General features: G+C 58.0%; 18 protein-coding genes, 1 tRNA gene and 1 other RNA gene. 4 read left to right on the top strand and 16 right to left on the bottom strand.

What is annotated here, in order from left to right; all coding sequences use genetic code 11:
* Positions 1 to 75: 75 nt before the first annotated feature.
* The 5 genes from I6I94_RS04660 to I6I94_RS04640 form a co-directional block, all read right to left on the bottom strand.
* The gene (locus I6I94_RS04660) at positions 76 to 2631 is read right to left on the bottom strand and encodes an HAD-IC family P-type ATPase (protein WP_128087431.1); all 2556 of its coding nucleotides are present in this window, start codon (positions 2629 to 2631) and stop codon (positions 76 to 78) included.
* A 187-nt stretch (positions 2632 to 2818) separates the two neighbouring features.
* Positions 2819 to 3580 carry a heme ABC transporter ATP-binding protein gene (locus I6I94_RS04655; protein WP_128087432.1) on the bottom strand — a complete coding sequence of 254 codons (762 nt, stop codon included), beginning with the start codon at positions 3578 to 3580 and terminating at the stop codon, positions 2819 to 2821.
* Entirely contained in the window at positions 3580 to 4731 is a 1152-nt protein-coding gene (locus I6I94_RS04650; protein WP_236588946.1) for a FecCD family ABC transporter permease, read from the bottom strand. Before I6I94_RS04650 ends, I6I94_RS04655 begins: the two co-directional genes overlap by 1 nt.
* Positions 4731 to 5894, bottom strand: coding sequence for a heme/hemin ABC transporter substrate-binding protein (locus tag I6I94_RS04645; protein WP_128087433.1), 1164 nt, complete (start codon positions 5892 to 5894; stop codon positions 4731 to 4733). The genes I6I94_RS04650 and I6I94_RS04645 overlap by 1 nt, the downstream gene beginning before the upstream one ends.
* Before the next feature lie 113 nt (positions 5895 to 6007).
* The gene (locus I6I94_RS04640; protein WP_128087434.1) at positions 6008 to 8428 is read right to left on the bottom strand and encodes an HtaA domain-containing protein; all 2421 of its coding nucleotides are present in this window, start codon (positions 8426 to 8428) and stop codon (positions 6008 to 6010) included.
* 252 nt (positions 8429 to 8680) lie between these two features.
* Here I6I94_RS04640 and I6I94_RS04635 point away from each other — a divergent pair, with 252 nt between their 5' ends.
* Positions 8681 to 9334 carry a biliverdin-producing heme oxygenase gene (locus I6I94_RS04635; RefSeq protein ID WP_128087435.1) on the top strand — a complete coding sequence of 218 codons (654 nt, stop codon included), beginning with the start codon at positions 8681 to 8683 and terminating at the stop codon, positions 9332 to 9334.
* Positions 9335 to 9634: 300 nt separating this feature from the next.
* Here the strand turns inward: I6I94_RS04635 and I6I94_RS04630 are convergent, their stop codons facing one another.
* From I6I94_RS04630 to I6I94_RS04605, 6 genes are all read right to left on the bottom strand, one after another.
* On the bottom strand, positions 9635 to 10366 hold the full coding sequence (locus tag I6I94_RS04630; RefSeq protein WP_128087436.1) for a type II toxin-antitoxin system HipA family toxin: 732 nt from the start codon (positions 10364 to 10366) through the stop codon (positions 9635 to 9637).
* A 298-nt stretch (positions 10367 to 10664) separates the two neighbouring features.
* Positions 10665 to 12983, bottom strand: coding sequence for a phosphoribosylformylglycinamidine synthase subunit PurL (gene purL / locus I6I94_RS04625; protein WP_126854215.1), 2319 nt, complete (start codon positions 12981 to 12983; stop codon positions 10665 to 10667).
* A gap of 29 nt (positions 12984 to 13012) precedes the next feature.
* Positions 13013 to 13825, bottom strand: coding sequence for a phosphoribosylformylglycinamidine synthase subunit PurQ (purQ, locus tag I6I94_RS04620; protein ID WP_128087437.1), 813 nt, complete (start codon positions 13823 to 13825; stop codon positions 13013 to 13015).
* Positions 13826 to 13829: 4 nt separating this feature from the next.
* Complete coding sequence (gene purS, locus I6I94_RS04615) at positions 13830 to 14081, bottom strand: phosphoribosylformylglycinamidine synthase subunit PurS (protein ID WP_004006543.1); 252 nt, start codon at positions 14079 to 14081, stop codon at positions 13830 to 13832.
* A 210-nt stretch (positions 14082 to 14291) separates the two neighbouring features.
* Complete coding sequence (locus tag I6I94_RS04610) at positions 14292 to 15221, bottom strand: 3-methyladenine DNA glycosylase (RefSeq protein WP_128087438.1); 930 nt, start codon at positions 15219 to 15221, stop codon at positions 14292 to 14294.
* Positions 15222 to 15447: 226 nt separating this feature from the next.
* On the bottom strand, positions 15448 to 16743 hold the full coding sequence (locus tag I6I94_RS04605; RefSeq protein ID WP_006888570.1) for an aspartate kinase: 1296 nt from the start codon (positions 16741 to 16743) through the stop codon (positions 15448 to 15450).
* A gap of 199 nt (positions 16744 to 16942) precedes the next feature.
* On the opposite strand from I6I94_RS04605, the gene I6I94_RS04600 reads away from it, so the two are divergent.
* The gene (locus I6I94_RS04600; RefSeq protein ID WP_128087439.1) at positions 16943 to 17248 is read left to right on the top strand and encodes a hypothetical protein; all 306 of its coding nucleotides are present in this window, start codon (positions 16943 to 16945) and stop codon (positions 17246 to 17248) included.
* A gap of 81 nt (positions 17249 to 17329) precedes the next feature.
* Here I6I94_RS04600 and recR read toward each other — a convergent pair whose 3' ends face one another.
* The 3 genes from recR to ffs form a co-directional block, all read right to left on the bottom strand.
* Entirely contained in the window at positions 17330 to 18406 is a 1077-nt protein-coding gene (gene recR, locus I6I94_RS04595; protein ID WP_201620941.1) for a recombination mediator RecR, read from the bottom strand.
* 191 nt (positions 18407 to 18597) lie between these two features.
* Positions 18598 to 21516: a DNA polymerase III subunit gamma and tau gene (locus I6I94_RS04590; protein ID WP_201620940.1), complete on the bottom strand. Its 2919-nt coding sequence runs from the start codon at positions 21514 to 21516 to the stop codon at positions 18598 to 18600.
* A 150-nt stretch (positions 21517 to 21666) separates the two neighbouring features.
* Positions 21667 to 21763: signal recognition particle sRNA small type (gene ffs, locus I6I94_RS04585), an RNA gene on the bottom strand.
* A gap of 125 nt (positions 21764 to 21888) precedes the next feature.
* On the opposite strand from ffs, the gene I6I94_RS04580 reads away from it, so the two are divergent.
* Both I6I94_RS04580 and I6I94_RS04575 read left to right on the top strand, forming a co-directional pair.
* Positions 21889 to 21973 (top strand) — tRNA-Ser (locus I6I94_RS04580).
* A 226-nt stretch (positions 21974 to 22199) separates the two neighbouring features.
* Entirely contained in the window at positions 22200 to 22541 is a 342-nt protein-coding gene (locus tag I6I94_RS04575; protein ID WP_006888516.1) for a type II toxin-antitoxin system VapB family antitoxin, read from the top strand.
* 120 nt (positions 22542 to 22661) lie between these two features.
* Here the strand turns inward: I6I94_RS04575 and I6I94_RS04570 are convergent, their stop codons facing one another.
* Both I6I94_RS04570 and I6I94_RS04565 read right to left on the bottom strand, forming a co-directional pair.
* Entirely contained in the window at positions 22662 to 23372 is a 711-nt protein-coding gene (locus tag I6I94_RS04570) for a TetR/AcrR family transcriptional regulator (protein ID WP_201620939.1), read from the bottom strand.
* 200 nt (positions 23373 to 23572) lie between these two features.
* A complete protein-coding gene (locus I6I94_RS04565; RefSeq protein WP_128087442.1) occupies positions 23573 to 24469 on the bottom strand; it encodes a hypothetical protein in 897 nt (298 codons plus the stop codon).
* Between the last annotated feature and the right edge of the window lie 84 nt (positions 24470 to 24553).

Here is a 24553-nt window from a genome sequence, read left to right as displayed (position 1 = left end):
AATCCAGACACGCCGTGCATCCGTGCACCCGCTAAGATGCACAAACACACGGCGTGCTCACCAAAGCCCCAGTTGCTACTTCTGCGGGAAGAACCGCAGAGGCGCCACCTCAAGGTCTGGGTAATGACGCTTCTGCCAGCGGCGCGAGCGGTGCGCATTCACCTCAATCAGCACCGCCCCTAAAACACCAGCACCCACCGACAGCCACAACAATAGCGCCGACGGAGCCTCAAACTGGTGGTACCGCACCAAAACCGGAACCAATAACGCCGCAAAGAATACGGCAAGCAGCGCCCCAAACAGCAGGATACGTGCCTTGTTAAACGGCCTAGCCACTGCCGCAAGGTTCCACAATCCCATAATCACCAGGGTGATAAAAGAAGCAGTCTGCACCTGCCGCATATCGGTTCCCGGGAACACCAGAAGCGCCGCCAAATTCACGGTCAGAAGCATCGCCACCACGATAATAGAGTTCGGAACCGTATAGTTCAGAACACGGTGCAAAAACCCCGGAACATAGCGGCGTGAATTCGGCAGCAGTGCCAGCGCGAAAGAGGATGCCCCAACAATCAGGAAATCCGCGGTCGAGTATTGGCGGGGTAAGAACGGGAAGATCAGGCCCATCAGACCGAAGACCACACCCAGCAGGATCGCAAAGCCCGTCTTGGTCAGGAACAGGTTCGCCACCATTTCAATGTTCGCAATCACCTGGCGGCCTTGCTCCAAGGCGGCGGGAAGTGAAGAGAACTTGCCGTCCAGAAGCACCAGGCGCGAGACGGCTTTCGTCGCGGGTGCCGCGTTACCCATCGCAATACCAAGGTTGGCGTGTTTGAGGGCAAGCGCATCGTTAATACCGTCGCCGGTCATTGCCACGACGTGCCCTTGCTCTTTGAGCGAGATCACCATGTTCTTCTTCTGCTCAGGCGAAACACGGCCAAAGATATTATGGGTTGCGGCAGCCTCGGCGAGTTCGGGACCGTCTTCCGGCAGGGTAGAGGCATCAATCGCGCCCGCAGAAATATCCATGCCGGCGGTCTTCGCAGCTGCCTGCACGGTGTACGGGTTGTCACCGGAGAACACTTTGAGGGTTACGCCCTGGCGCCCAAAATACTCCACAATCTCGGGGGCATCAGCGCGCACATTCTCACGGAAAATCACGAACAGCACAGGCGTGTGATCGGTCGGTATGCGCTGCACCGGGTTGCCGTCATCGTTACGCACCACTGCGGAGGCATGCGCCAAAACCATAGTGCGCAGCCCCAAAGACGCCAGCTCAGCGGCGCGCTCACGCTCAATAGTGCCCTGATCCAAAAGCGCCTCGGGGGCGCCCAGCAGCCACGCCCCTGATGAGGTGAACTCAACCGCGCTAAAACGTAGCGCCGAAGAAAACGGAACCACTCCGCTGGTCTTCTCAGCAGGCGCATTCGCAAAACCGCCGGTGAGCGCTTTTGCTGTAGGGTTCGCGTTCTCGTCGGCACCGAACCATGCCAGCGCCTCATCCCAGCCCTTCGGCAAGGACTCGCGCCACTGGTCGCCCTCCGGTGCCTCGGTCTGGGCCGGGGTGCTCAACGGGCGCACCGAATCGAAAATCACGCCGCCCTCAGTCAGGGTCCCAGTCTTATCGAAGCACACCGTATCCACGCGGGCGAGCACCTCAACAGCTGGCTGCTCCTGCACCAAAATATTGTGTTTACGTCCCAGCGCCACCGCCGCCGCCGCGAACGCCAGGGTGGTCATGAGCGCCAACCCCTGCGGAATCATTGACGCCACCGAAGAGACCACCGCGATAGCGACGTTCTCCCATAGCCCATCACGGTTCACAACTTCAAGGCCACCTGCGGCACGCACCTGGCCCCACAGCACGATCGGGATAATGACGGCAAGGCCGAAAGTAATCCACCGCACCACGCGGTCGAGCGCATCACGCAGCTCAGACTGGATGCGGGAGAACTGGCGCGCCTCATCAGAGATTTTGCTCGCCCGCGACTGAGCCCCCACAGCCTGCAGCAGCACGCGGCCGGTACCGGCCAACACACTGGATGCTGAGAGGACCATATCGCCAGGACGTTTAGCAATCGGGTCATTCTCGCCGGTGAGCAGAGACTCATCCAGCTCCATCGAATCAGAGGTCAGCACCACCGCATCTGCAGGCACCTGGTCTCCACGTTTGAGCACCACCACGTCGCCCTCAACCAGGGTCTCCATAGGGACCTCGGACAGCTTGCCGTCACGCACCACAGACACCGGGGCACGATCCAGCAGAGAAATCCGGTCAAGCTCAAGTTTTGCCTTGTACTCCTGCACAAAGCCAATAATGACGTTCGCTACCACCGCGAATAAGAACAGCAAATCTGCCCAACGTTGGTACAGAATCACGACCAGCCCGCACAGCCCCAGCACCAGGTTAAACACCGTAAACAGGTGCGCCCGCATAATACTCCACAGGGTGCGGGAAGACTTATTGTTCTGTGTGTTTACCTTCCCTGCTGCGACGGCACGTTCAACCTCGGCCGTGCTCAGCCCACAGGATGCAAGCTCCGCAGAGCCATTATGGGCATCCGCCGAGTACTCGGGAACAAAACCTGCGGTCGCAGAATCCGCTGTTGATGTACTCTGCGGCTTGGAACTCATGAACCAGTACTCTCCTTCAAAGGCCACGGGCCTCTACCGACCCGCTACTCAGGCGGCAAAGCTTATTTTTCAGTCTATCGGTTCAATGGGCATAAAAGGTAATCCCGCTCCCTGTGTGTTTCCTGAAAACACGCGGGAAGTGGGGGATATTCCTTATGCAGAATAGATAATGTGGGGTGGGCTCCTGCTACCTAAGCGGCAGAATCAACAAACGCCCCGTCACAGGATGCTTCAAAACCTCAATCGGATATCCATAAACCTCACTCAACCGCTGCGCCGTACACACCTGCTCAGGGGAACCAACACACACCACCCGGCCCTGCTGCAAAAGCACAATACGGTCAGAATATGCAGCGGCAACATCCAAATCATGCAGCACCGTCAACACCCCGGCCCCTTCCGACGCCAGGTCACGAGCACTTTTGAGAGTCTGCTCCTGATGCCTAATATCCAGTGCCGCCGTCGGCTCATCCAAAAGCAGCAGGGGAGTCTGCTGCGCAAACACGCGCGCCAGATGCGCCCGCCCGCTCTCACCGCCAGAAAGAGTCGTAATATCCCGCTCAGCGAACTGGGCCACCTCTGTGCGGATCATCATCTGCTCAATAACAGCTTCGTCCTCATCAATGCGGATGGTGCCGCGCCACGGAGTGCGGCCCATCGCCACCACCTCACGCACCGTATACGAAAACGCCACCTGAGTCTTCTGCAGCAGCACAGCTCGGCGACGCGCCAGATCCCGTGGAGAATACGAACTCGTCAAGGCGCCATCAAGCTGCACCACCCCAGAATCCTGTTTCACATCCCCAGCAATTACCGACAACAAGGTAGACTTACCCGCACCGTTCGGGCCAATTAGTGAGACCACCTCGTTCGCGTGCACCTCAAATGAAATATCCTCAAGGATGCGCCGAGACCCCACCGAGTACGAAATGTTTTCGACCCGCAGCATCACACACCGCCCTTACGCATCGACCGGCGGAGCAAGAAAAAGAACGTAGGCCCACCCACCAGTGCCGTGAAAATACCGATCGGCATATCGGAGAACGGGATAAGCGTGCGCGCCACCAAATCAGAGAGAGACACCAGCAGCGCCCCGCCCAGTGCAGAAGCCGGCAGCAGCACCCTATTCGACGGCCCCAACAGCAGCCGCAGCAGGTGCGGAATAATCAGGCCCACAAACGCAATAATGCCCGAATGCGCCACCGCCGCACCCGTCAAAAGAGCTGTTGCCGCGATAGCCAGCATTCTCAGACGCTCAACATTCACCCCCGAATGCTGTGCTGCGCGCTCGCCCAGCGCCAAAAGGTCAAGTTTCCCGGAGATCATGAAACAGGCCAGTAGCGCCGCGACCACAACAAACCACATATTCGATAATGATGTCCAGCTGGCTCGGTTCAGCGACCCCATCTGCCAGAATACGATCTCGTCACGGCTGGTGCTGTCAGCAACATAAACACAGAACGCGATAGCCGCGTTCGCAACCGCTGTTACCGCAATACCGGTTAGGATCATTGACACCACCTGCGAGCGTCCACCCGAGCGGGAGAGAACATACACCAATACTGTGGCGGTTAGCGCCCCAACGAAGGCGAAGGTCGATACCGCAAACGTGTCCCTCAACTGGGGGCCCAGCACAATAGCCAGGCAGGCACCCACAGCTGCACCTGAAGAAATACCAACCACTCCCGGCTCAGCCAGCGGGTTGCCAAACACCGCCTGCATAACAGCCCCCGAGCAGCCCAATGCAGCGCCCACGAACAGGGCTAAAAGCACGCGCGGGAAACGCACATTCCACAGGGTGCTGTCAGCGATCGCCCACTCCTGCTGTGGCGGGATGAAACCCCATTTGCGGGCGAACGAGGCAAGCACCTGGTCGGTGGGAATATTATATTGGCCCAGCCCGGCTGACACTATGGTGACAGCCACGAGGGTCACAACCAGTACCGAAAGCGTCACAACCGCGCGGGTACGTCGGGGGTTCGTGTATTTTGGGGCCCCAGCACCCACGGGTTTCTGCACCTTGGTGAGGTCCACTTCGTCGGCTGGCCGCTGCCGGGCTGTTTCTGAGGTAACCGCTAAGTCCTCTGCTACGTGTTCCACTACTGTCCTTCTGGGGCGTAGATGGCTTTCGCCAGCGATAGCAGGACTGCTGGGGTGTTCGGGCCAAACGAGAGGATCTGACCGTCATCCATATCTACAATGCGCCGGTTCTTACCTGCGGTGGTCTGCTCCACTCCCGGGCGGGACACCAGCCCGTCCACGCCGCCAGTGGATTTAAGGCCGCGGCTCATGACCAGAATAAGGTCTGGGTTCAGCTTTACCAGTGCCTCAGCGTTGGCCATTGTCATCTCTTTAATCCCGTTCTCGGCGGCAACACCTCGACCGCCTACGGCAGTGATCAGCTCATCTGCGCCGTAGCCGTCTCCAAGCACGAAGAACACTCCCGAGTTACCGCGCACATACAGAAAAGCCATCGACAGGCGCTGATCTCCCTGCGGCGCGACTTCCTTCAAAGTGGTGGTTGCGTAGTCAAGGTCTTTTTGGATGCGTTCAGCCACCGTATTCCCCGCCTCCTGCACGCCGAGGGCCTGCGCCACCAGCTTGAGCTGGGGAATAATGAGGTTCATTTTACGATTCGTGTCGGTCAGTACCACCGTAATACCGGAGCTTTCCAGTTTCTGCGCCGCATCACGTGAAGAAGCTGACGAGTCGAGGAACACCACGTCTGGTTTGGCGGAGAGAATAGCCTCAACGTTGAGATCGTGCCCGTTCTGAGTCATAACCGGAAGCTTCGAGAGCGACTGCTCCGTGTTAGAGACTGTACGCCCCACCAGTCGTCCGCCCAAGCCGAGAGCTATCACATCCTGTGTCAGAGTCCCGTACGTATCGAGGGCCAGGATGCGTTCCGCTGACTTAACAGTCACCTCTTTACCGGTGTAGTCCTTAAAAGTTACCGGCAGCTGCGGGGTGGGGGTGTCCACCATTGCCTGCACCTCGGGGGTGTTCTTTGCGCTTGAGGGGCCGGTCACTTCTTTCGGGTGAGCGGCCTTGCCGTCTTTAAGTTGTTGGGCTAGTTCAGCGAGGACAGCGCTGCTTTGTTCCTCACTAACTATCGTCTGTGATGAGGCGGCATTATTCGGGTTCTGGGTACCGATGCCGCACGCGGATAGGGTGAAAAGCAAAGCCGCCATCATGAGGGCAGCAATTTTCTGTGAGAAACAGCTGGGGGCTTTGATGCCGCTCACTAGTGAATGGATAAACATACGAGTTCACTCTCAAAAATATTGCGAATAGTGTGAATAATGATGCGAAATAAGTTGAGGGGTGCGGCGGGCTTCTTCACCTTCACCGCACCCCAAGCAGTGCACGCTACGCCCTAGTTATCGGATGTCTGAGCACGTGAACGACGCACATAGAACAGCGCACCCACCCCGGTGAGCAACGCTGAGACGCCACCGGCAACACTGCTCTGCACGCCGCTAGCACCCGTATGAGCCAGAGGCTTCTTATCGCACCCTTCACCCTCATACACGGTTTCGGTGATGGTCTTCTCGGTCGGCTGTGCTGCAGCGGGTGTGCTCAACTCACCGCTCTTTGAGAGCGAAGCGTTGAAGCTCAGCGGGGACATGTCCTGCCCAGCGGAGTAGAAACCGGCGAATGATTTAGCCCCCGCCTCCGTCAGTTTGGTTGATGCACCCTTGACGGAGACCGACCCGTTAGAGGTCTGCAAACCGCTCAGGTCAACATCCAGTAAGGCAACTTCCCCGTAGCTGTTGGATTTGCCTTCCATATTGTTGCTGGTCAGGGTCGCGTACAGGACGCCCTTAGAGCCGTTAATGTCAAGGCGCGGGTTGGCAATTGTGCTGTCGAGTATGCCATGGTGGCCGGTGAAATGGATCGAACCAGTAAACGATACTGAGCCCTTACCGTCTTTCACCGTTCCGGAGCCGCTTGACCAGTTGAACGTATTATGAGCAAAAGTGGTTCCGCTCAAATCCCAGTTACCGTTGGCGATACCGCCGCGCACATAGGAACGGAAAGAATCTTTCACACCCCAGCCCAGTTCAGCCGTGACGACCTTACCGTCTGAGGCGGACGCCACGTCTTTTGCTGCGGTCGTTGGGGCGACCGCAACCTTACGGGTTCGGGTGACGGGCACGCATACCGGCTGGGCCGGGTTGGTGGAGACGGTTGTGCCCGAGCCTGAGCCGCCGCTGCTTAGGGTACTACTGGAAGAAGCGTCGCCACTACTTGAGGAGTCGGAAGAAGATACCCCCGAACCGCCACTGGCTGTGCTATCGCTATTATCACCAGCACCGGGTAGCTGCGGGGTATTGCCGCCGCCCTGATTAGCTTTGGCGATGTCAGGCTGACTTACGTTAAGATCCGTCAGCTGCTCCCCAAGCTTCACCGACAGGTTCAACGGTGCCATGGCGCGCTTATCAGCGTCGCTGTACTGGCCCGCAAAGAGAGCATTCGAACCGGCAACAGTCACGGTTACGGCCGCGTTTGAGAGCTTAAAAACGTTGTTCTCGTAGGAGGCACCGCTCAGATCCACCTCGGCCATTATGAGGTCTTTGAACGTATTGTGTTCGCCCTTGAGGTTTAGTGCCTCGGCATCCACCACCAAATAGCCCTTGCCGTTGACAGCGACAAGACGGGTGTTGCTGAATGTGCTGTCGAGCTGCCCGTGATGCCCGGTGATATGCACCTCGCCAGCGAACGAGATCTGGCCGGTTTGGGTGGCCGGATCGAAGGCCCCGGATGCCTTGGTCCAGTTCAGCCCGCCAGCATTGGTTTTCTCCATACCGCTGACCTGGATGCTGCCGCGTGCGAGAGTTGACAGGTAACGCAGGAAGGAATCACGGATACCCCACTGCATGGAGCCGGACTCAACCACATGCCCTTTGGCGGTGTTCGTGCTGTTATTGGGCAGGGCCGGGGCTGCGGGTGCTGTGGGCGTTGGGGCTGCGGGTTTCTCTTCGGCCTTGGGGGCATCGGCAGCCGGTTGCTGGTCGGTTTTTGGCGCTTCCGGCTGAACGGTGTTCGTCTTAGGAGCCGGTGCCGGTGTGGTGGGCTTCTCGCTGGGTGATGGCTGGGCGGGAGTCTCTGTGGACCCCCGAGCGATACGCCCACTGAACGAGATAGCGTCTAGTTTCTGCCCTGCATCATAGAAACCAGCAAAAACAGGGGTAGCCTCTTCGGCGAGGATTACTTTGGTTTTGTCGCTGGCGGCAAGAGAAATGTTATTGCCGTCGTGTTTGAGGTCTGAAGCGTCGAAAGTGCCCAGTTTAATATTCTGGTATGACTTCAGCGGCTGCGGTGTTGTGCCTTCGTAGGGGCGGGACTGAACATTGGCGCGCACCTCACCCTTGCCGTCTTTGCTGATAATGATGCTGAAGTCGGTGATGATGGTTTCCAGCACGCCGTGGTGCCCGGTGTAGTGGATTTTGCTTCCGGTGTAGACGATCTCATAGCCGTCGTCGGTGACTCTGCTCTTGGAGGCGTCAAACTCGCCGAAAGTGTATTCACCCTTGGGGTTAGTGCCGACTCTGGCTAGCTTTTGGGTGCCTTGGGCGACTCCTCTCAGCAAGTAGTCGCGGAAGGAATCTCTGAGCCCCCATGTTGTTTCTGCTTGGCTGAAAGAATCTGCGGCGTTGTGCACCTGCGTTTGAGAGGCTACGGATGTGGTTGTGGTATCTGCGAATGCGACGGGTGTGGAGACGATACTGCCAAGGCCGACGACGGCACTGGCTAAGAACGCCCAGGAGCGCTTGGCACTGGGTGAGACAGACATGTGACTACTCTCTTTTCGAAAGGGTGATGTGATGTTCGCTTCCAGTCTAGACCTATTAGAGAAGATTTGTGTAACGTAATAGGTGTCTAGGGCGGCATGCGAGCTCTCTAAGGGTTACCTTAGCAGAAATTTTGGTAGGAGTATTGCCAAAACCAAGTTTTAGTGACAATATGTCATTAGCGAAACTTGATGACACGGTGTCAGTAAAAAATTTGGCGCCGCAAACCCTCAAACTCAACTAAGGAACCCGCTATGACTACTACCTGCGCACCCGAAACAACCAACGAACGTTTCTCTGCCCGCCTCAAAGCGGGCACCAAAAATGTGCACGACAATGCCGAGCACTCCACCTTCATGGAAGACCTCATGGGAGGTAAACTCGATACCGCCGCCTACCTGCGCCTGATCAACCAGTACACCTACATTTACGAGGCTCTGGAAGCGATCTCCGCAAACCTGCGTGAGGCAGGCAACCCCATCACCGACCCCTTCACCATTGAAGGGCTCGACCGCGCCGCGAGCATCCGCAACGACATCCGTGCACTAGGGCAGCAGGATATTGACGCGCCCCTGTCGGCAACTATCGAATATGTGGAACGAATTAACGCCACCGCCAACGTTCCTGAACGCTTCCTAGCGCACCACTACCTGCGCTACTTGGGGGACCTGTCGGGTGGTCAGGCAATCGCTGCACTGGTGGCGCGGCACTACGGCATTCCCGCCAAGGCGCTGAGCATGTACCGGTTCACTGAACTGCCCAAGCCCAAAATTTTCAAAGATGGTTACCGGGAACTGCTCGATAACGCGCCCCTGACCGAAGAGCAGCGGCAGGCCCTCATTGACGAAACCGTCGAAGGCTTCCGCATTAATGCATCACTCTTTGCGCAGCTGGGCCGCCTGTCTTAGCGGCAGCTAATAAAACAGCCTCCGCTGAGCCCATAAAATACCCGCCCTTCACGGGGCAGTTCGGGCTCGTGCGGCACCGCCGGTAGTGCGCTAGTTCGCGGGCGCGCCACCGGCGTATTTCATACCTGCAATGCTCCATCTTCTGCTCCACACCATTGCATAGCCCACCGGCAGATAGGTTATTAAAAACACGTCAGAATTACGGTTCCCCGCCGAAATATGACATAAAGACATGCTGCACATTGAAGGCTTGAGGGCCGTCCACAAGATAGGGTGTCGTGGTGTATAAAGTCAGTGCGGCTATAGCAGGGACCTGCGCCGGTTCTTCAAAACTTTGAGAAGCTCCTTCATGTGGTGTGAATCGAATGGCAACTCTTCACGTGCTTGTTCGGCTAGGTGTTCGGTGCCTGTAAGAACTTCTTCAAGCACATGCTCGGCAACCCTGGATGACACACCTATATTATGTGCAAATGTCAGAAACCTACGTCGCGATAAACCATCTTTTTTCCCGCTTAGAAGAAGCGCCATGCTTGTGTCCCCGTACGGGGCGGTTGAAGGGATATCGTAGATGGGGGATAGCTCATACTGCCCTTTACGATTCTCCACAATTGACAGGTTTTTGGCATGCAGATCGCCGTTTCCGGTAAGCCACGCATAGACAAACTGGCGGAAAACCTCGGGAGCTGCAATGCGGGGTGAAAACACCTGGGTCAGTAGGGCTTCAGAACATTGTTCTGCGGTTAAAAGGTATTTGTCGGAGGGGTAACGATTACTGAGTTGACATGCGTCTTCGGCTGCAAGACGATGCGCTATACCATGCTCATCAATATAACGGTCAAAACGGCGTATTAGAATTCCTGAGCGGCCCGTTGCATCATGTACAAGACGGTGAGAGACGACTTGAGGAGAAGCGTGAATGCGGCTTGCTGCTTTTAGAAAGAAAGACTCATTTTCAGCTACTTGAGGGTATTCTGGAGGAGAAATTTTAAGAAGGTAGAAATCCTCACTGCTACGTAGTGGAAGAGTAAGCATCTTTCCAGAGACCTTGTCTTGAACTCCCGGTATGGCCGCAGGGTCAATAATACTATGCCGATTTATTAGTATAGCGAATGAAAAGCTGGATTTTTTGAGTCAATCGGTAAAATATTGCCGATTTCAAGGTATGGGGTGACTGGCAGGGAGGCTAAAGCAGGTTTTCGGTAATATTCTGCCGTTTTTGCAGGGGCGTTGAGGAAAGTCTTTCTCCGGCACAGACTAAAGAAGCCCCTTGAGGCTCAAGGCAACGGTGCAGCCCGGCGCTATGAGCCCCAAGGGGCATGTTGCAGGTGCTCTAGCCCTGCGCCACCTCACCAAAGTGAGCTGCCATGGTGCCTTCGTGAGCGGCACGCAGCTCATCAAGGTTGATGGAGACTTCGTTTTGGAAGTCCAGCGCGTTCGAGAGCGCATCCACTACGCCGATGCGCGCGAACGGGAACTGCCGGGCGGTGCACATATCCTTGAAACGTACCTCCTCAGAGCGCGGTACGGAAACTACCACGCGGCCTAAGGATTCCGAGAACAGCAGGGTGAACAAATCGAGCCCGTCGCGTTCGGCAACTTCGCCCAGCCCGATGCGCGCCCCGGTGTTGAAACGCAGGCAGGCTTCCGCGAGTGCTGCGGCAAGACCACCGGCGGCAACGTCGTGTGCCGCATCGATCATGCCGTCACGCGACATATTCACGAGCATATCGCCAAGCTGACGTTCAACCGCCAGATCAACCTTCGGGGGCAGACCACCCAGGTGACCTTTGAAACGCGCCCATTCTGAGCCGTCCAGCTCATCACGCGTGGTACCCAGCAGGTAGATGGCCTGACCGTCGTGTTCCGGCGCCCAACCAGAGGGGGTGCGCCGGGTAACGTCGTCCATTACGCCCATCATCGCGACCACAGGGGTCGGATTAATGGCCTTACCGCCGGTCTGGTTGTACAGCGAAACATTGCCGCCGGTGACCGGAACACCCAGCTCCATGCAGCCGTCGGCAAGACCGCGCACGGCTTCGGCAAACTGCCACATGACGTCCGGATCTTCGGGGGAACCGAAATTCAAGCAGTCCGAAACCGCGACCGGGCGGGCACCCACGGTTGCCACATTACGGTAGGCCTCCGCCAGAGAAGCACGCGCACCCTCATACGGGTCAAGGTAGGTAAAACGTGGTGATGCGTCAGTCGCCAGCGCGACCCCCAGGTTGGTGTTCTCGTCCACACGCACCACGCCCGAATCGTCCGGCATAGAGAGGGCTGTGTTGCCCTGCACGTAGCGGTCGTACTGGTTGGTAATCCAGGACTTGGAGCACATATTCGGGGACGCCATGAAAGCCTTGATAGCCTCGCCCAGCTGTTCGCCGCGCGGGCGTGCATCGTCGGCAGCGGAGCCTGTGAAATGGTCTGCCTGGAGTGCATCCTGACCAGCCGGGCGCGCGTAGGGGCGCTCATAGGTGGGACCATCGTGCGCCACAGTACGCGGGTCTACATCAACGATCACCTGGCCGTCCCACTCAATGATCAGACGGCCGGTATCGGTCACTTCGCCCAAGAAGGAGTACTCCACGCCCCACTTCTTCATAATCGCCTCAAAACGCTCGACGTTCTCGGGCGAAACGACCGCCATCATGCGTTCCTGCGATTCCGACATCAGAATTTCGCCGGGGGTTAAGGTGGGGTCGCGCAAGAGTACTTTGGTAAGGTCTACGTGCATGCCGCCCTCGCCGTTGGAGGCGAGCTCACTGGTTGCACAGGAAATACCGGCAGCACCGAGATCCTGAATGCCTTCGACCACGGAACCCTTGAAGAGTTCCAGGCAGCATTCGATCAGAACCTTCTCGGCGAAGGGATCGCCTACCTGCACTGCGGGTCGCTTGGATGGCTTGGTATCGTCAAAGGACTCTGAAGCTAGTACGGATGCGCCGCCAATACCGTCGCCGCCGGTGCGTGCCCCGAAGAGTACTACCTGATTGCCCACGCCGGATGCGTTTGCCAGGCGAATATCTTCGTGGCGCATAATACCGACTGCCAGGGCATTGACGAGTGGGTTTGCCTGGTAGCAGGCGTCAAATTCGGTTTCGCCGCCAATATTGGGCAGACCTAGAGAGTTGCCGTAGCCGCCGATGCCCGCAACCACACCGCCGACCACGCGGGCGGTATCCGGGTGGTCGATAGCGCCAAAGCGCAGCGGGTCCATAACCGCGATCGGGCGTGCACCCATCGAAATAATATCGCGCACAATACCGCCCACTCCGGTTGCCGCACCCTGGTAAGGCTCAACATAGGAGGGATGGTTGTGTGACTCGATCTTGAAGGTTACCGCCCACCCGTCGCCGATATCGGTTACGCCAGCGTTCTCGCCGATGCCGACCATCAGGTCTTTTTTCATCTCATCGGTAACCTTGGCGCCGAATTGCTTCAGGTGCACTTTCGAGGATTTGTAGGAGCAATGCTCGGACCACATGACCGAGTACATGGCCAGCTCGGCCGCGGTCGGGCGGCGGCCCAGAATCTTCTTGATGTCTTCGAACTCGTTTTCCTTTAACCCCAGCTCTGCCCAGGGGAGTTCAGTATCGGGGGTTTCCGCCGCGTGCTCGACGGTATCGAGGTTAAACTGCTTCTCGCTCATCGCTTGTGTCTATCCTTGTCGTCGTGCGTTTAGCGGGCGTTGATCAGGTTGGAAAGAACGGAGGTGAAGACGCCCAAGCCGTCGGCACCGCCTCGTAGTGAAACATCACCGAATCCGGAGGATGAGGGACCAAAACCGGGCTCAACCGCGTGTTCTGGGTGGGGCATCAGACCGACGACATTTCCGCGTTCGTTGCTGATACCGGCAATATCGTGGCGTGAACCGTTCGGGTTGAAACCCACGTATCGGAACACGACGCGATTCTCGGCTTCGAGCGCCTCTAGGGTTTTGGCGTCCGCCACATATTGACCGTCCTGGTTCTTGAGCGGAACCACAATCTCTTGCCCAGGTTCGTAAGATCCGGTCCACGAGGTGGCGTTATTTTCAATGCGCAGGGTTTGGTCACGGCAAATGAACTTGCGGTGATCATTCTTAATCATGGATCCGGGGAGCAGATGCGACTCGGTAAGAATCTGAAAACCATTGCAGATACCCAGCACCGGCAGGGGAGCAGAGCCCGATGTCCCCGCCGCGTTTGCTGCTGCGATGACCGAATGCATGACGGGTGCTTTCGCGGCGATAGCGCCCGCACGCAGATAGTCGCCATAGGAGAAACCGCCGGGAATGATGACGGCATCAACGTTTTTAAGGTCTTCGTCGTCATGCCAAAGTTCGACGACGGTTCCGCCCGCTAACCGTACTGCACGCGCCGCATCACGGTCATCAAGGGTGCCGGGGAAAGTAATAACGCCGATGCGCGCATCAGCAAAGTCGGGGTTGGATGCCGAGACGCTGAAGTCACCAACAAGGGGAACTTCGTGTGCTGCGAGTGATTCTGCCATGCTCTTAGTCCTCCAGAACCGAGACATTCACAACGTCTTCGATGACGGGATTTGAGAGCAGCTCTTCTGCCGCTTGGCGTGCCTGCGCAAGATGCTCTTCGGTAGCTTCGCCTTCGACGGTCAGCTCAAAACGTTTGCCTTGGCGAACGTCAGTGAAGGAATTTAGACCGATACGGGGCAGCTCGTGAGCGATAGCTTTACCCTGCGGGTCAAGAATTTCGGGCTTGAGCATAACATCAACAACAATACGGGCCATGTGTGGGCACTCCTTGGGTGCGTGAGTTTTGGTTGAGCCGTCTTTAATGGTACCGCAAGCCTTGAAGTGCCGCCGTGAAAAAGCGCGCGACATAACTCTATTTCACGGGCTGGTACGGCACGAGAACACCGGCAAAACTGCTTTCACAACAATGCCTGGCAGGCACCGCCAACACACGGGGCCGGGATGCAGCTAGATGTAAACGTGTAATTACAAGAATGTATTTATGGTGGTCAGCAGACGTCGCCGCAGCGCCACTGAACGTTCCGACAGCTCGCGTTGATACTGCACATACTCGGCTTTACCCTCGGGGGTCTCTACCTTAATAGGCTCATAGCCCCAATCGAGAAGGTCGTACGGTGCGGCTCGCATATCGAGTTCACGCGCATCCCAGGCAAGCTCAAAACAGTCCATCACGAGTGCTGAATCGATGAGCGGGATCAGCTTATACGCCCACTTATAAATATCCATATTGGCGTGCAGGCAGGCGGGCTGCTCCATGGTGCGCTGTGTTTCACGGGTGGGCTGCAGCTCGTTCATGGGTGCCGCCTGAGGCATGAAAAACCGGAACGCATCGAAATGCGAGCAGCGGATGCGGTGCGACTCAACCACCCGGTCGGTGCCTTCAGCACCCAAACGCAAATCCAGGTAGTCGTGACGAATATTGTTCTGAACCGATTTATACGCCATCGCCCACTCGTGCATACCAAAGCACCCGAAGAATGCCTTCTTATCGGCTGTGTTACTCAAGATTTCGCGGGTGAACGTGAGAGCGGTACCGCGTTTGTCCACGAATTGAGGTATGTCCACGAGAATCGCGTCACCGCGTTCGGCATGGGTGTGTGCATCGTCGGGGGAGAGTCCGGCTAAGACGAGCTCGTCTTCGGTTGCCGCACGGTAGAATTTCCAGCTGACACGTTCGGCGGCCTCCAGCAGAATGACACCAGCCCCAGGATGCCAGCGTTTGAACTGACCGGGCTTGAGCGTGTAGTACGTAAACAGAAAATCCTCAACCGGATGCGCCTGCCCCTGCTCGCGCCGCCGCACAAACGGGTCAGCAAAACGACCCGCCCGGCGCTCATGCACCCTCGCATAAGTACGCCACTGCGGGCCATTAAGAACCTTCAATACCTCAGCCATCCTTCTAGATTAAACTATCCGCTAAATACGCTACAGACAATACAAAATTACTGGCTATAAAAGGCAACGCTCACCAAGTGTCGTGTATGGGGGTGTACTGCATCCAGAGGAATTTCGACTGAGAGTCTTCGGATGCCTGAGAGAACCTCGGAACAGGATAAAAATAGAGATGCTAAGAAAAACTTGAAGTTTTTCTTAGCATCTCTATAGATCGGTAGAACCCAGGTTAGCGCCCGGTCCCGCCGTAGACGGTGGCTTCTCCTTCGGTGTCTAACGCGAAGGCGGTGTGCACGGCACGCACCGCATCATCAAGCTTCGACAGCTCAGTAATCACCGAAATACGGATCTCGGAGGTGGAGATCATCTCGACGTTCACACCCGCGTTGCTGAGCGCCTCAAAGAACGTGAACGAAACACCCGGGTTGGTTTTCATGCCCGCACCCACGAGTGAAAGCTTGCCAACGGCCTCGTTGTAGATGACCTCTTCAAAACCAATCTCTGCCTGCGCCTTCTCAAGCGCCTGCAGGGCCAGCGGCCCGTGCGCCTGGTCCAAGGTGAACGAAATATCGGTCACGTTCGGGCGGTCCGTAGAAACGTTCTGCACAATCATGTCGATATTGATCTTCGCCTCGTTAATCAGGCCAAACACGCGCGCCGCCGAACCGGGCACATCCGGTACGCCAACAACGGTAATCTTGGCCTGCCCGCGGTCGTGGGCGACACCAGAAATCAAGGGCTGTTCCAAGGGGATCTCCTTCAGATGGGTGGGGGTGAGCTCCGCCGAGTTCTCCGGGATAACAATAGTTCCTTCAAGCTCAGAGAACGACGAACGTACATGCAGTTTCAGGTTAAACCGTCGCGCATACTCCACACTGCGCAGGTGCAGAATCTTCGCCCCGTTAGCAGCCATCTCCAGCATTTCTTCGCTAGTGACGGTGTTTAGTTTATGCGCTGTAGGGACAATACGCGGGTCGGCAGTGAACACGCCGTCCACATCCGAGTAAATTTCGCACACATCGGCGTTTAGTGCGGCCGCCAAGGCGACAGCGGTCGTATCTGAACCGCCGCGGCCTAAAGTGGTAATATCCCTGCTTTGACGGTTCATGCCCTGGAACCCTGCGACAATCGCAATGTTCCCGGCCTCAAGCGACTCGCGGATGCGGTCCGGCTTCACCTCAACCAGCCGCGCCGCACCGTGCACGCCGTCGGTGATCATGCCAGCCTGCGAGCCTGTGAACGATTTCGCCTGAACACCAATATCGTTGATTGCCATCGCCAGCGCCGCCATTGAGATGCGTTCCCCGGCGGTCAGGAGCATATCAAGCTCGCGTGAGGGGGTGACTGCGCTGGTTACTTCTGCGGCGAGGTCAAGCAGCTCATCGGTGGTGTCGCCCATTGCGGATACGACCACAACCACATCGTGCCCTGCCTTGCGGGTGTTCGCCACGCGGCGCGCCACACGCTTAATGCTTTCGGCATCAGCAACGGAGGAACCGCCAAACTTCTGGACGATCAGGCTCATTAAAACTCCCCGGGTGAGGTATGCAGTGTAAACGCCGGGGTGGTCCCGGCTCCTAATCCATAGTAGACGCGTGCGGGACGCCATGTGAATTATGTGGGTATGTGTATTAGAACATGAAATATGACGCAGTGTTACAGGCTGGGGGTCCATAAACACTCCTGTGCCTACCGTCACCTTTAAAAAAGTTTATACCGCAGCAGTGAACGCACCGTACGCCCCACCACTGGTAGTGGTTGTGTACGTGATGGCTGCGCTCGCCATGTTCTGCGCGTGGGTAGTAATGCCTAATATTTGGGGTCTGCTGGTGGGGCAGGCGGTGCACGGGGTGATGTACGCGCACATGATGGTCGCCATTGTCACAGCTGAGGGCGCTAAGAATAAGTCTGCTGAGCTGAGCAGCCACCTGGGGACCGGGCAGCTTCTCGTGGTGGCGATGTTCCTGATCTGTGCTGTGGCCGGGGTCCGGCGGATCCGCGCGGTTACGGTGGAGAAAGCCTCGGCATAAACACCTGCGTGCGCTGCTCATTCATAGAGACTCTTAATTTCACGGGGTGTCTTCACTGCAGCTTATGGGGCTGAGAGCAGGCTACTCCCACGGGTTAACATATTTAGTGCCCGGCAGAGGCGGCACCTGAGGGGTGGGGGTGCGCAGTGGCTCCTCCTGGATTTTGCGGATACGCTCCTCATAGTCCGCTGAGCGGTATGCGTCGGCACGTGTTGTTTCGACAGGAATTTCGGAGGTGCCACCCTCTGGTTTGGGGGCATGATTCTCGGCGGAGTCTTGCAGCACCTGCTCTATGAGAGCCTCATTAACGGTGGCCTGCTCGCCGTGCGATGGAGGGGCAGCCGACAGAGAATTATTGTTTTCTCCCTGCTGTTCATCAGCATCTTCAGGGTTTGAGGGGCCCGCCCCGTCCTGAGTATTGTCAAGGTCGTCGAACATGCTCCCGCTCCAGCGTTTACGCGGCGCCTTCGGCTCAGCAGCCGCACGCTCACGCTCCGCCTGCTCTTCTTCAACCACCTGCTCAAAATCTTCAGCAGCATTCGCCTGAGCGATACCCGCGCCCTCACTGATTACGCGGCGCCCCTCAAGCGCGCGCCCGAGCGTAATCTCATCCGCATATTCCAGGTCGCCGCCAACGGGCAGACCGGAAGCCAGCCGTGAGAGGCGAATGCCCAGCGGAACCAGCATCCGTGAAAGGTAGGTTGCGGTCGCTTCACCCTCAAGGTTGGGGTCCATCGCCAGAATAATCTCTTGAACACGCTCATCCGCCAGGCGCGAAACCAGCTCGCGAATACGCAGCTGCTCGGGGCCAAGCCCCGCCAGCGGGTTAATAGCCCCGCCCAGCACATGGTAGCGCCCGGTAAAGGAACGGGTGCGCTCAATTGCCACCACATCCTTGGACTCCTCAACCACGCAAATCACGGCCGGGTCACGCCGATCATCGCGACAGATAACGCACTGCTTCGTCTCCGAAACGTTGCCGCATGTTTCGCAAAAGCTCACGCTCGATTTGACTGTTGAAATCGCCGTGGTCAGGCGCGCCATGTCTGAGGCGTCAGAGTTGAGAATATAGAAGGCGATGCGCTGCGCCGACTTGGGGCCCACCCCCGGTAGGCGACCCAGTTCATCGATGAGGTTTTGGACTGCGCCCTCGTACATGTTTCTCCTCTTATGACGCGCGTGGCAGGGGCAAAAACGCGCCCCGTAAACCCGTACCCGTACAGCATAGGGGATATGCTGCTGCTGGTGCCCGCTTAACCGTCATTCTTCGCCGCAAGCTTTCCCTATCGTGCGGGAGCTGCCACCGCTTTCATCTGGTCAGTTTGCGGGCTTTGGCAAGCTGGGTGCATCTATAGCGGCGTTTCGTCGATTAGCTTACCGCCCAAGATTTTTTCAACCGCTTTGAGACCCACATGCACACTGGACTCTACCTGCTCATCATCCGCTGAGGTTTCAAAGTTTTCTTCCTCCTCAAAGGCGGTCGTAAATACGCTTTTAGATGCCGGGGCCGTCGAATGCTCAGGCTTGCTGGGCTGCCCGTTGGTGGTTTCATCCTCTGAAGGCTCGGAGGCCGCCCCGCCGGGGAGGGTCTCGGCACCTACAGGGGCCCAATCCTGCCCGGGCTCGGGGGTGGAAAAAGAACCGAATGCTTCTTCTTTTTCTTGTTCTTCTGCCCTGTTTTCCTGAGGTTCATCGGCTTTCTCGGCGTGCACACCAGCAGGGGTGGAGGAGGCGAAAGAATCACGCTCCCCGAACGGCTGCTGCGGCTCTTGCCCGGTATCCTCGGGCGGGGTTTCAGCCGGTTCCTGCGGCCCCTGTTCTTCAGAGGGGTCTGAGAGCGGGGGTACTGCGGCATCGCCTGCGCTGTGAGCGCCTGCACCATGCACGTCAGGGTCGGGGGCTGGCGGAAAGTAAGGGTCTTCGGGGGGAACATCGTGTTCGTTGAGCACGGGGTATTCCGCCGGGGAATCAGCGTAAGCTGACTCGGTGAAACTCTGAGAGGCCCTTTGAGCAGCCTGCTGGGGAGTAGTTCCCTTAGCGGGGTTTTGAGTCTCTTCGCCCCGCATACTCGTGGAGGCTGCGGTGGTAGGGGTCTGCGTATGTGCTGCCCGGTTTGGCGCGGTATTGCCCGTATTCTTGGGGTGTCCCTCTGCCGCACCGGGCTCTTTAGGGTTCTCAGGCTCGGGGGCGGGGCTTGCCGGATCCTCCTGTGGGATGGGCGCCACCTGCCATGCCGATAGAGGGTCGTCTACGCTGGTTGCCGCCGGCTGGTCTTGTCCGTTGCCCTGCGGCTGCACGGGCTGGCCGTGGCGGCGCCAGGCATCTTCACCCCCGCGCGGGCCGTCAGCAATCGCAGAGGTATCAGTACTTGTGGGCGTCGCAGACGGCACAGCGCCTTGGCTGCTGGGCGCAGCAGGACTGTTCCCCGTTTGGTTGCCAGCCGGTTTTACATCGTCACGCGGCGTTTTCTTGGCGACCTCAGCCCGCACCCGTACTTTCACGCGAAGGAATTCACTCACGCGCTCACTGAGCTCAGTGACCGAAGCTTTGACGGCACGCAGAGTGGGCATATCGGCGCGCACATACAGCTCCCCATTGGTGTAGCGCACCGGTTCGAGGCGCAGCAGCTGTTCGGTTACGGAGCGGTCACTCACACGCCCCACGATCACACGCCAGTTGCCGCGAACCGATAGTAACGGGTCGGATACACCCTCACCGTTACGGGCGGTCTGACGCTGCTGGGGGGCACCCGTGGTACGGTGGGCGGTTCCTTGATCACCCTGCGCCTGCATAGGACGTGGGGGTTGTGGGGTATGCGTAGTCTGTTGCTGATGCTGCCCGTGGGATGGGGCGCTACCCGCCGTGTCCGCACCATCATGTGATGTGCCGGGCTGGGGCTGTTCATCGCTCGGGATGGGGCTGCTAAAGACCGGGCCGGTGTGAACCGGTGCCTGCGGAGTGGCGGGCTGAGGGCTCGTGCCAGATGGGCTGTTTGCTTGCTGTTCGGTGGAACCCGCGGTGCGTCCTGTGTTGTTCTGCCCGGGGGGCATAGCCCGGTTGGGTGAAGGGACAGCGCCCCGCTGTGCGGCGGGGGAGCTGCCGGTACCGCCTGCTGCTATGCGCTGTTCCAGGGATTCAAGACGTGCTATGAGGCTGGTGGTATCTTCTGCAGGAACCAGCAGCCGCGCGCATAGCAGTTCAAGCTGCAGCTGCGGGTTGGTGGCACCGGTCATAGAATTAAGCACCTCGTTAACGGTGCTCGCCGCGCCGGTTAGCTGAGCCGTGGCGAAGGCTTGCGCCTGCGTTTTGAGGCGTTCTATCTGGTCGGCGGGAACGCCCTGCAGAATCTGCGCGGCATTCTGCGGTACCGCCTGCACCACAATCAAATCACGCAGGCGTTCGAGCAGGTCTTCGACGAAACGTCGAGGGTCTTGCCCGGTCGCCACCACCCGCGAGACCGCCTCGAAGAGGGAGGGCGCATCCTGGGTGGAAAACGCATCAATCACGTTGTCGAGAAGCTGGGCGTGCGTGTACCCGAGCAGGGCGACCGCGCGGTCGTAGCTAATGCCGGATTCGGTGTTGGCACCGGCGATAAGCTGGTCAAGAATGGAGAGCGAGTCGCGTACGGAGCCGCCACCAGCACGGATGACGAGTTGAAGCACGCCGGATTCGACGGGCACGTTCTCTTCGCCGCAGAGCTTTTCGAGGTAGGGCAGAAGAACTTCGGGCGGTATCAGCCGGAACGGGTAGTGGTGGGTGCGTGAGCGGATGGTTCCGAGAACCTTATTTGGCTCTGTGGTGGCGAAGATGAATTTGATGTGCTCGGGCGGTTCTTCCACGATTTTGAGCAGGGCGTTGAATCCTTCGCGGGTGACCATGTGCGCTTCGTCAATGATGAAGATTTTGTAGCGGTCGCGCACGGGTGCCAGGGTTGCACGTTCACGCAGGTCACGGGCGTGGTCTACGCCGCCGTGGGATGCCGCATCCATTTCGATGACGTCGAGGGAGCCGCCGCCGTCGCGGGAGAGCTCGCGGCAGGAGTCGCATACACCACAGGGGGTAGGGGTTGGTCCTTGGGCGCAGTTGAGGCAGCGTGCCAGGATTCGTGCGGAGGTGGTTTTGCCGCATCCGCGCGGGCCTGAGAAGAGGTAGGCGTGATTGACGCGGTTATTGGTGAGCGCGGTAATGAGCGGTTCGGTGACGTGTTCTTGCCCGATGACTTCGGCGAAGGTCTCGGGGCGGTAACGGCGGTAGAGTGCTGTGCTCACGGGTGACCTTCTGGTTGACGATGCGGGGTTCTACACTATTTTAGTTCACGGATGCACGCATGGGGCCTGGTTTCGTTACCGGCGTGGGACTGAAGCCGCGAAGCGTGGGTGCGCTATGACGGTGTGTTTCTGCTGCGAATGTTTTTGGGCATAAAAAACCTCTTACGCACCCGTCATAGCTCGAATACCCTTGCTACCTTCCGGTCCTGGGGGAGTTTTCCAAGATAACGCCACGTAAGAGGCACGTACCAGTCTACCTGATTTTGCGGTGCTTGTGAATTTGGGTGTGTGGGGCTGGTGTGGAGGAGTTGAGGTTTTCGTTGTGGGTAGTGTATTCTATTATCCGTTCGCCTTTTTGTAAGGTGTTCAGCTGGAGGATTCGCCTAGCGGCCTATGGCGCACGCCTGGAACGCGTGTTGGGTTCACGCCCTCGGGGGTTCAAATCCCCCATCCTCCGCTCTTCCCCCGGTCTCGGTTTTCGAGGCCGGGGATTTTTCTTTCTGGTGCTTGGGCGCGGCAGCTGTAGGAACCGCAGCTTTTCCTTGTGAGTCTTTGTCGTGGGCCGGTGCGAGTTGCCATGCTTGTTGCGGGGCAGTTAGGGGGAGAACGAAAACGGACTGCTGTTCCGTGCCATTGGCGTAACGCACAGCGAACACACAGTATTTCCCCGTAAAATAGTGGGTATGATTTTCAAGAAAGTGGGTGCCCACCGGCCTTACCCCCAGCACGGTATGTCGAATGCCGACTGGGGGAGTATTCCGCCGCAGCAGGTGAGATTGGATTGGCTGACCACTACTCAGAAAACACTTGATCTTGAGACTCTGCTGGCGGAGGATTCCACCTATTTCGGTGACTTGTTCCCGCACGTGGTTAAATGGCAGCAGGAGCTCTACTTGGAGGATGGCCTGCATCGTGCTTTGCGCACTGCGTTGCACAGCCGGTCTGTTATGTACGCGCGTATCCTTGACTTGGATACGCTTGACCCCAGGCTGTTGCCGCAGGGTGCTAATGCGCAGAACGGCTAGGCGACTAGCTTCCCTATAGACTCAAAGAACCCCCGAGACCTTGCGGCGGGGGTTCTTTGCTATCTGCTGTCAGTAGGCCGGAAAACCTGCGAGGGGTTTACAGCTCACGGTTCGGCTAGGCTAGGCAATACTTAGGTGTATCGACTCACTGCTTGGCTCGTCGTCAGAGTGAGCGTTGGCGGGTGCCTGGGGTGCACCGTCTAGCTTGATGGGTCGGCCGTCTGTGTCGAATCGTGCACCCAAGCCCATCTGGATGAAGCGGATGGTGCTTTGGATCTGCCGTTCACGGGTGTCTTCGTCGGGGGCGTCTTCGGTGCGCCCTGCACTGGAGGAGAGCGAACCGTGTACGAGCATCGCTAGTTCCCTGATGTCGTTTTCGGGGATGTAGTGTTCGGCGATGGCCGCTGAGAGGATATTTGCCAGTACCATCTGCAGCTCCCGCACGTGCTTGCCGAGTTTCGCGTAGGATTCGGGGGAAAGCATGGAACGCATGGCCGGCCCGGGGGGTAGGTGGCGGCGTGCGAGGTCTTCAATCTGCAGCCGAATATAGACGGCAAGCTGGTCGATAGGGTTGTCGACGCCTTCGAGCCCTTCATCAAGTTCTTTAATGAACCTTTCGGTCTCGTCTAGGGCGTAGGCTACCAGCAGTTCGCCCATGTCGGCGAAATAGTTATAGACTGCGGTGCGGCCAATGCCAGCATTTTTGGCGACATCGGTCATGGTGAGGCCCGGCAGACCGCGCGAGTATAGGAGCTTGCCAAAAGATTCGAGGATGGCACGTTTGGTGTTTTCACGCTGGGCGGCGTTGGTGGCTGCAGAAATACGAGGCATAGTGACACTTTACCGCAATGCGTCAGTAAATAGCGAATGGGTGAAGGTTTTTAACCTAAAAAGTTTAAAAAACCAGCAACTTTAGGGTAAATAACGGGAGTATTACGTTCATCATCTGTGTCCTGTAAAGCTCGCGACACACCATGCGGGTGAGCCGCACAATGAAATCAGCAGCGGGCTTGCGGACAAACTATGAGGGGCTACAGGTACCCCAGGCGGGTAGCCATCGCCAGGTCATTGCGCACCAACTGGGTGATGGGGTAGTTCCGGTGCCCTTGCCCCGGCATAACGTGCAGGGCAGTGCGCGCACCAAGCCTCGCATAGAACTGGCCGCCTTCTTGCGCTGCAACCTGTGCCGACCACAGCCCACCGGATCGCGTGTCGTTCAGAAGCCTGGGGGAGCGGCCGTCCTTATCGCCCACATGCCAGCTCAATAATAGGCGACTGAGGGATATATTGGGGGCGCGGTGCTGGGTTGGGATGCCGTCCGCACCGCCGCCACCAATGAGGGTGGCGCCTCCTCCTACCATTGCGTCGGCGGCGTGTAATAGCAGCTCGTAGGCAATGAACTCTGCGCCACCGGAGTAACCGGCAAGCCACACGCGGGATCGGTCGTACCCGTATCTCTCATGCAGATCTGCAGCGAGGGCGCGGAATACCCGGCCGTTTGCGCGGGCACGCACCCACCAGTTCGTGGTTGCCTCACGCAGCACACCCTCATTAACGGTTCCCGGTGCCAGCACGGGCACCAGAAGCATGCGGTGCTGATACGCGATATCCGATAGTTCTTCTCGCAGGGTGGAGGTGCGCCGCAGCAGGCGGCTGCCGGAGCGCAGCAGATAGTCGCCATCAAAGAAGAAAAGCACACCGGGAGAGGAACCTGCGCCTTCCAGACGGTGCGCATTCCCCACCCGGTAGTGCAGGGTACGCCCGTGCGCAGTAAACGGCAGATATCCCACCAGTTCGGAGGAAGAAAGCAGAGCTGGCTCAAGCATACGGCCCGCACGGCGTGCGGCGCGCATAGCGGCACTTAGAGAGGATGGCAGACGGGGGATATGCGCGGTATTTGTGTGTTTGCGCGGTTCCCTCTTGCTCATACCCCTATTTTACCGGGTGAATTGGAGGCATCGGCCAGAGTGCACTCCACGTTCGTGCCCTGCGTTAGGGGCCGTATCAAACCG

It is taken from the genome of Rothia aeria (assembly GCF_016726365.1).
Classification (GTDB): Bacteria; Actinomycetota; Actinomycetes; order Actinomycetales; family Micrococcaceae; genus Rothia; species Rothia aeria.
This window is presented reverse-complemented; position numbering and strand designations above follow the sequence as displayed.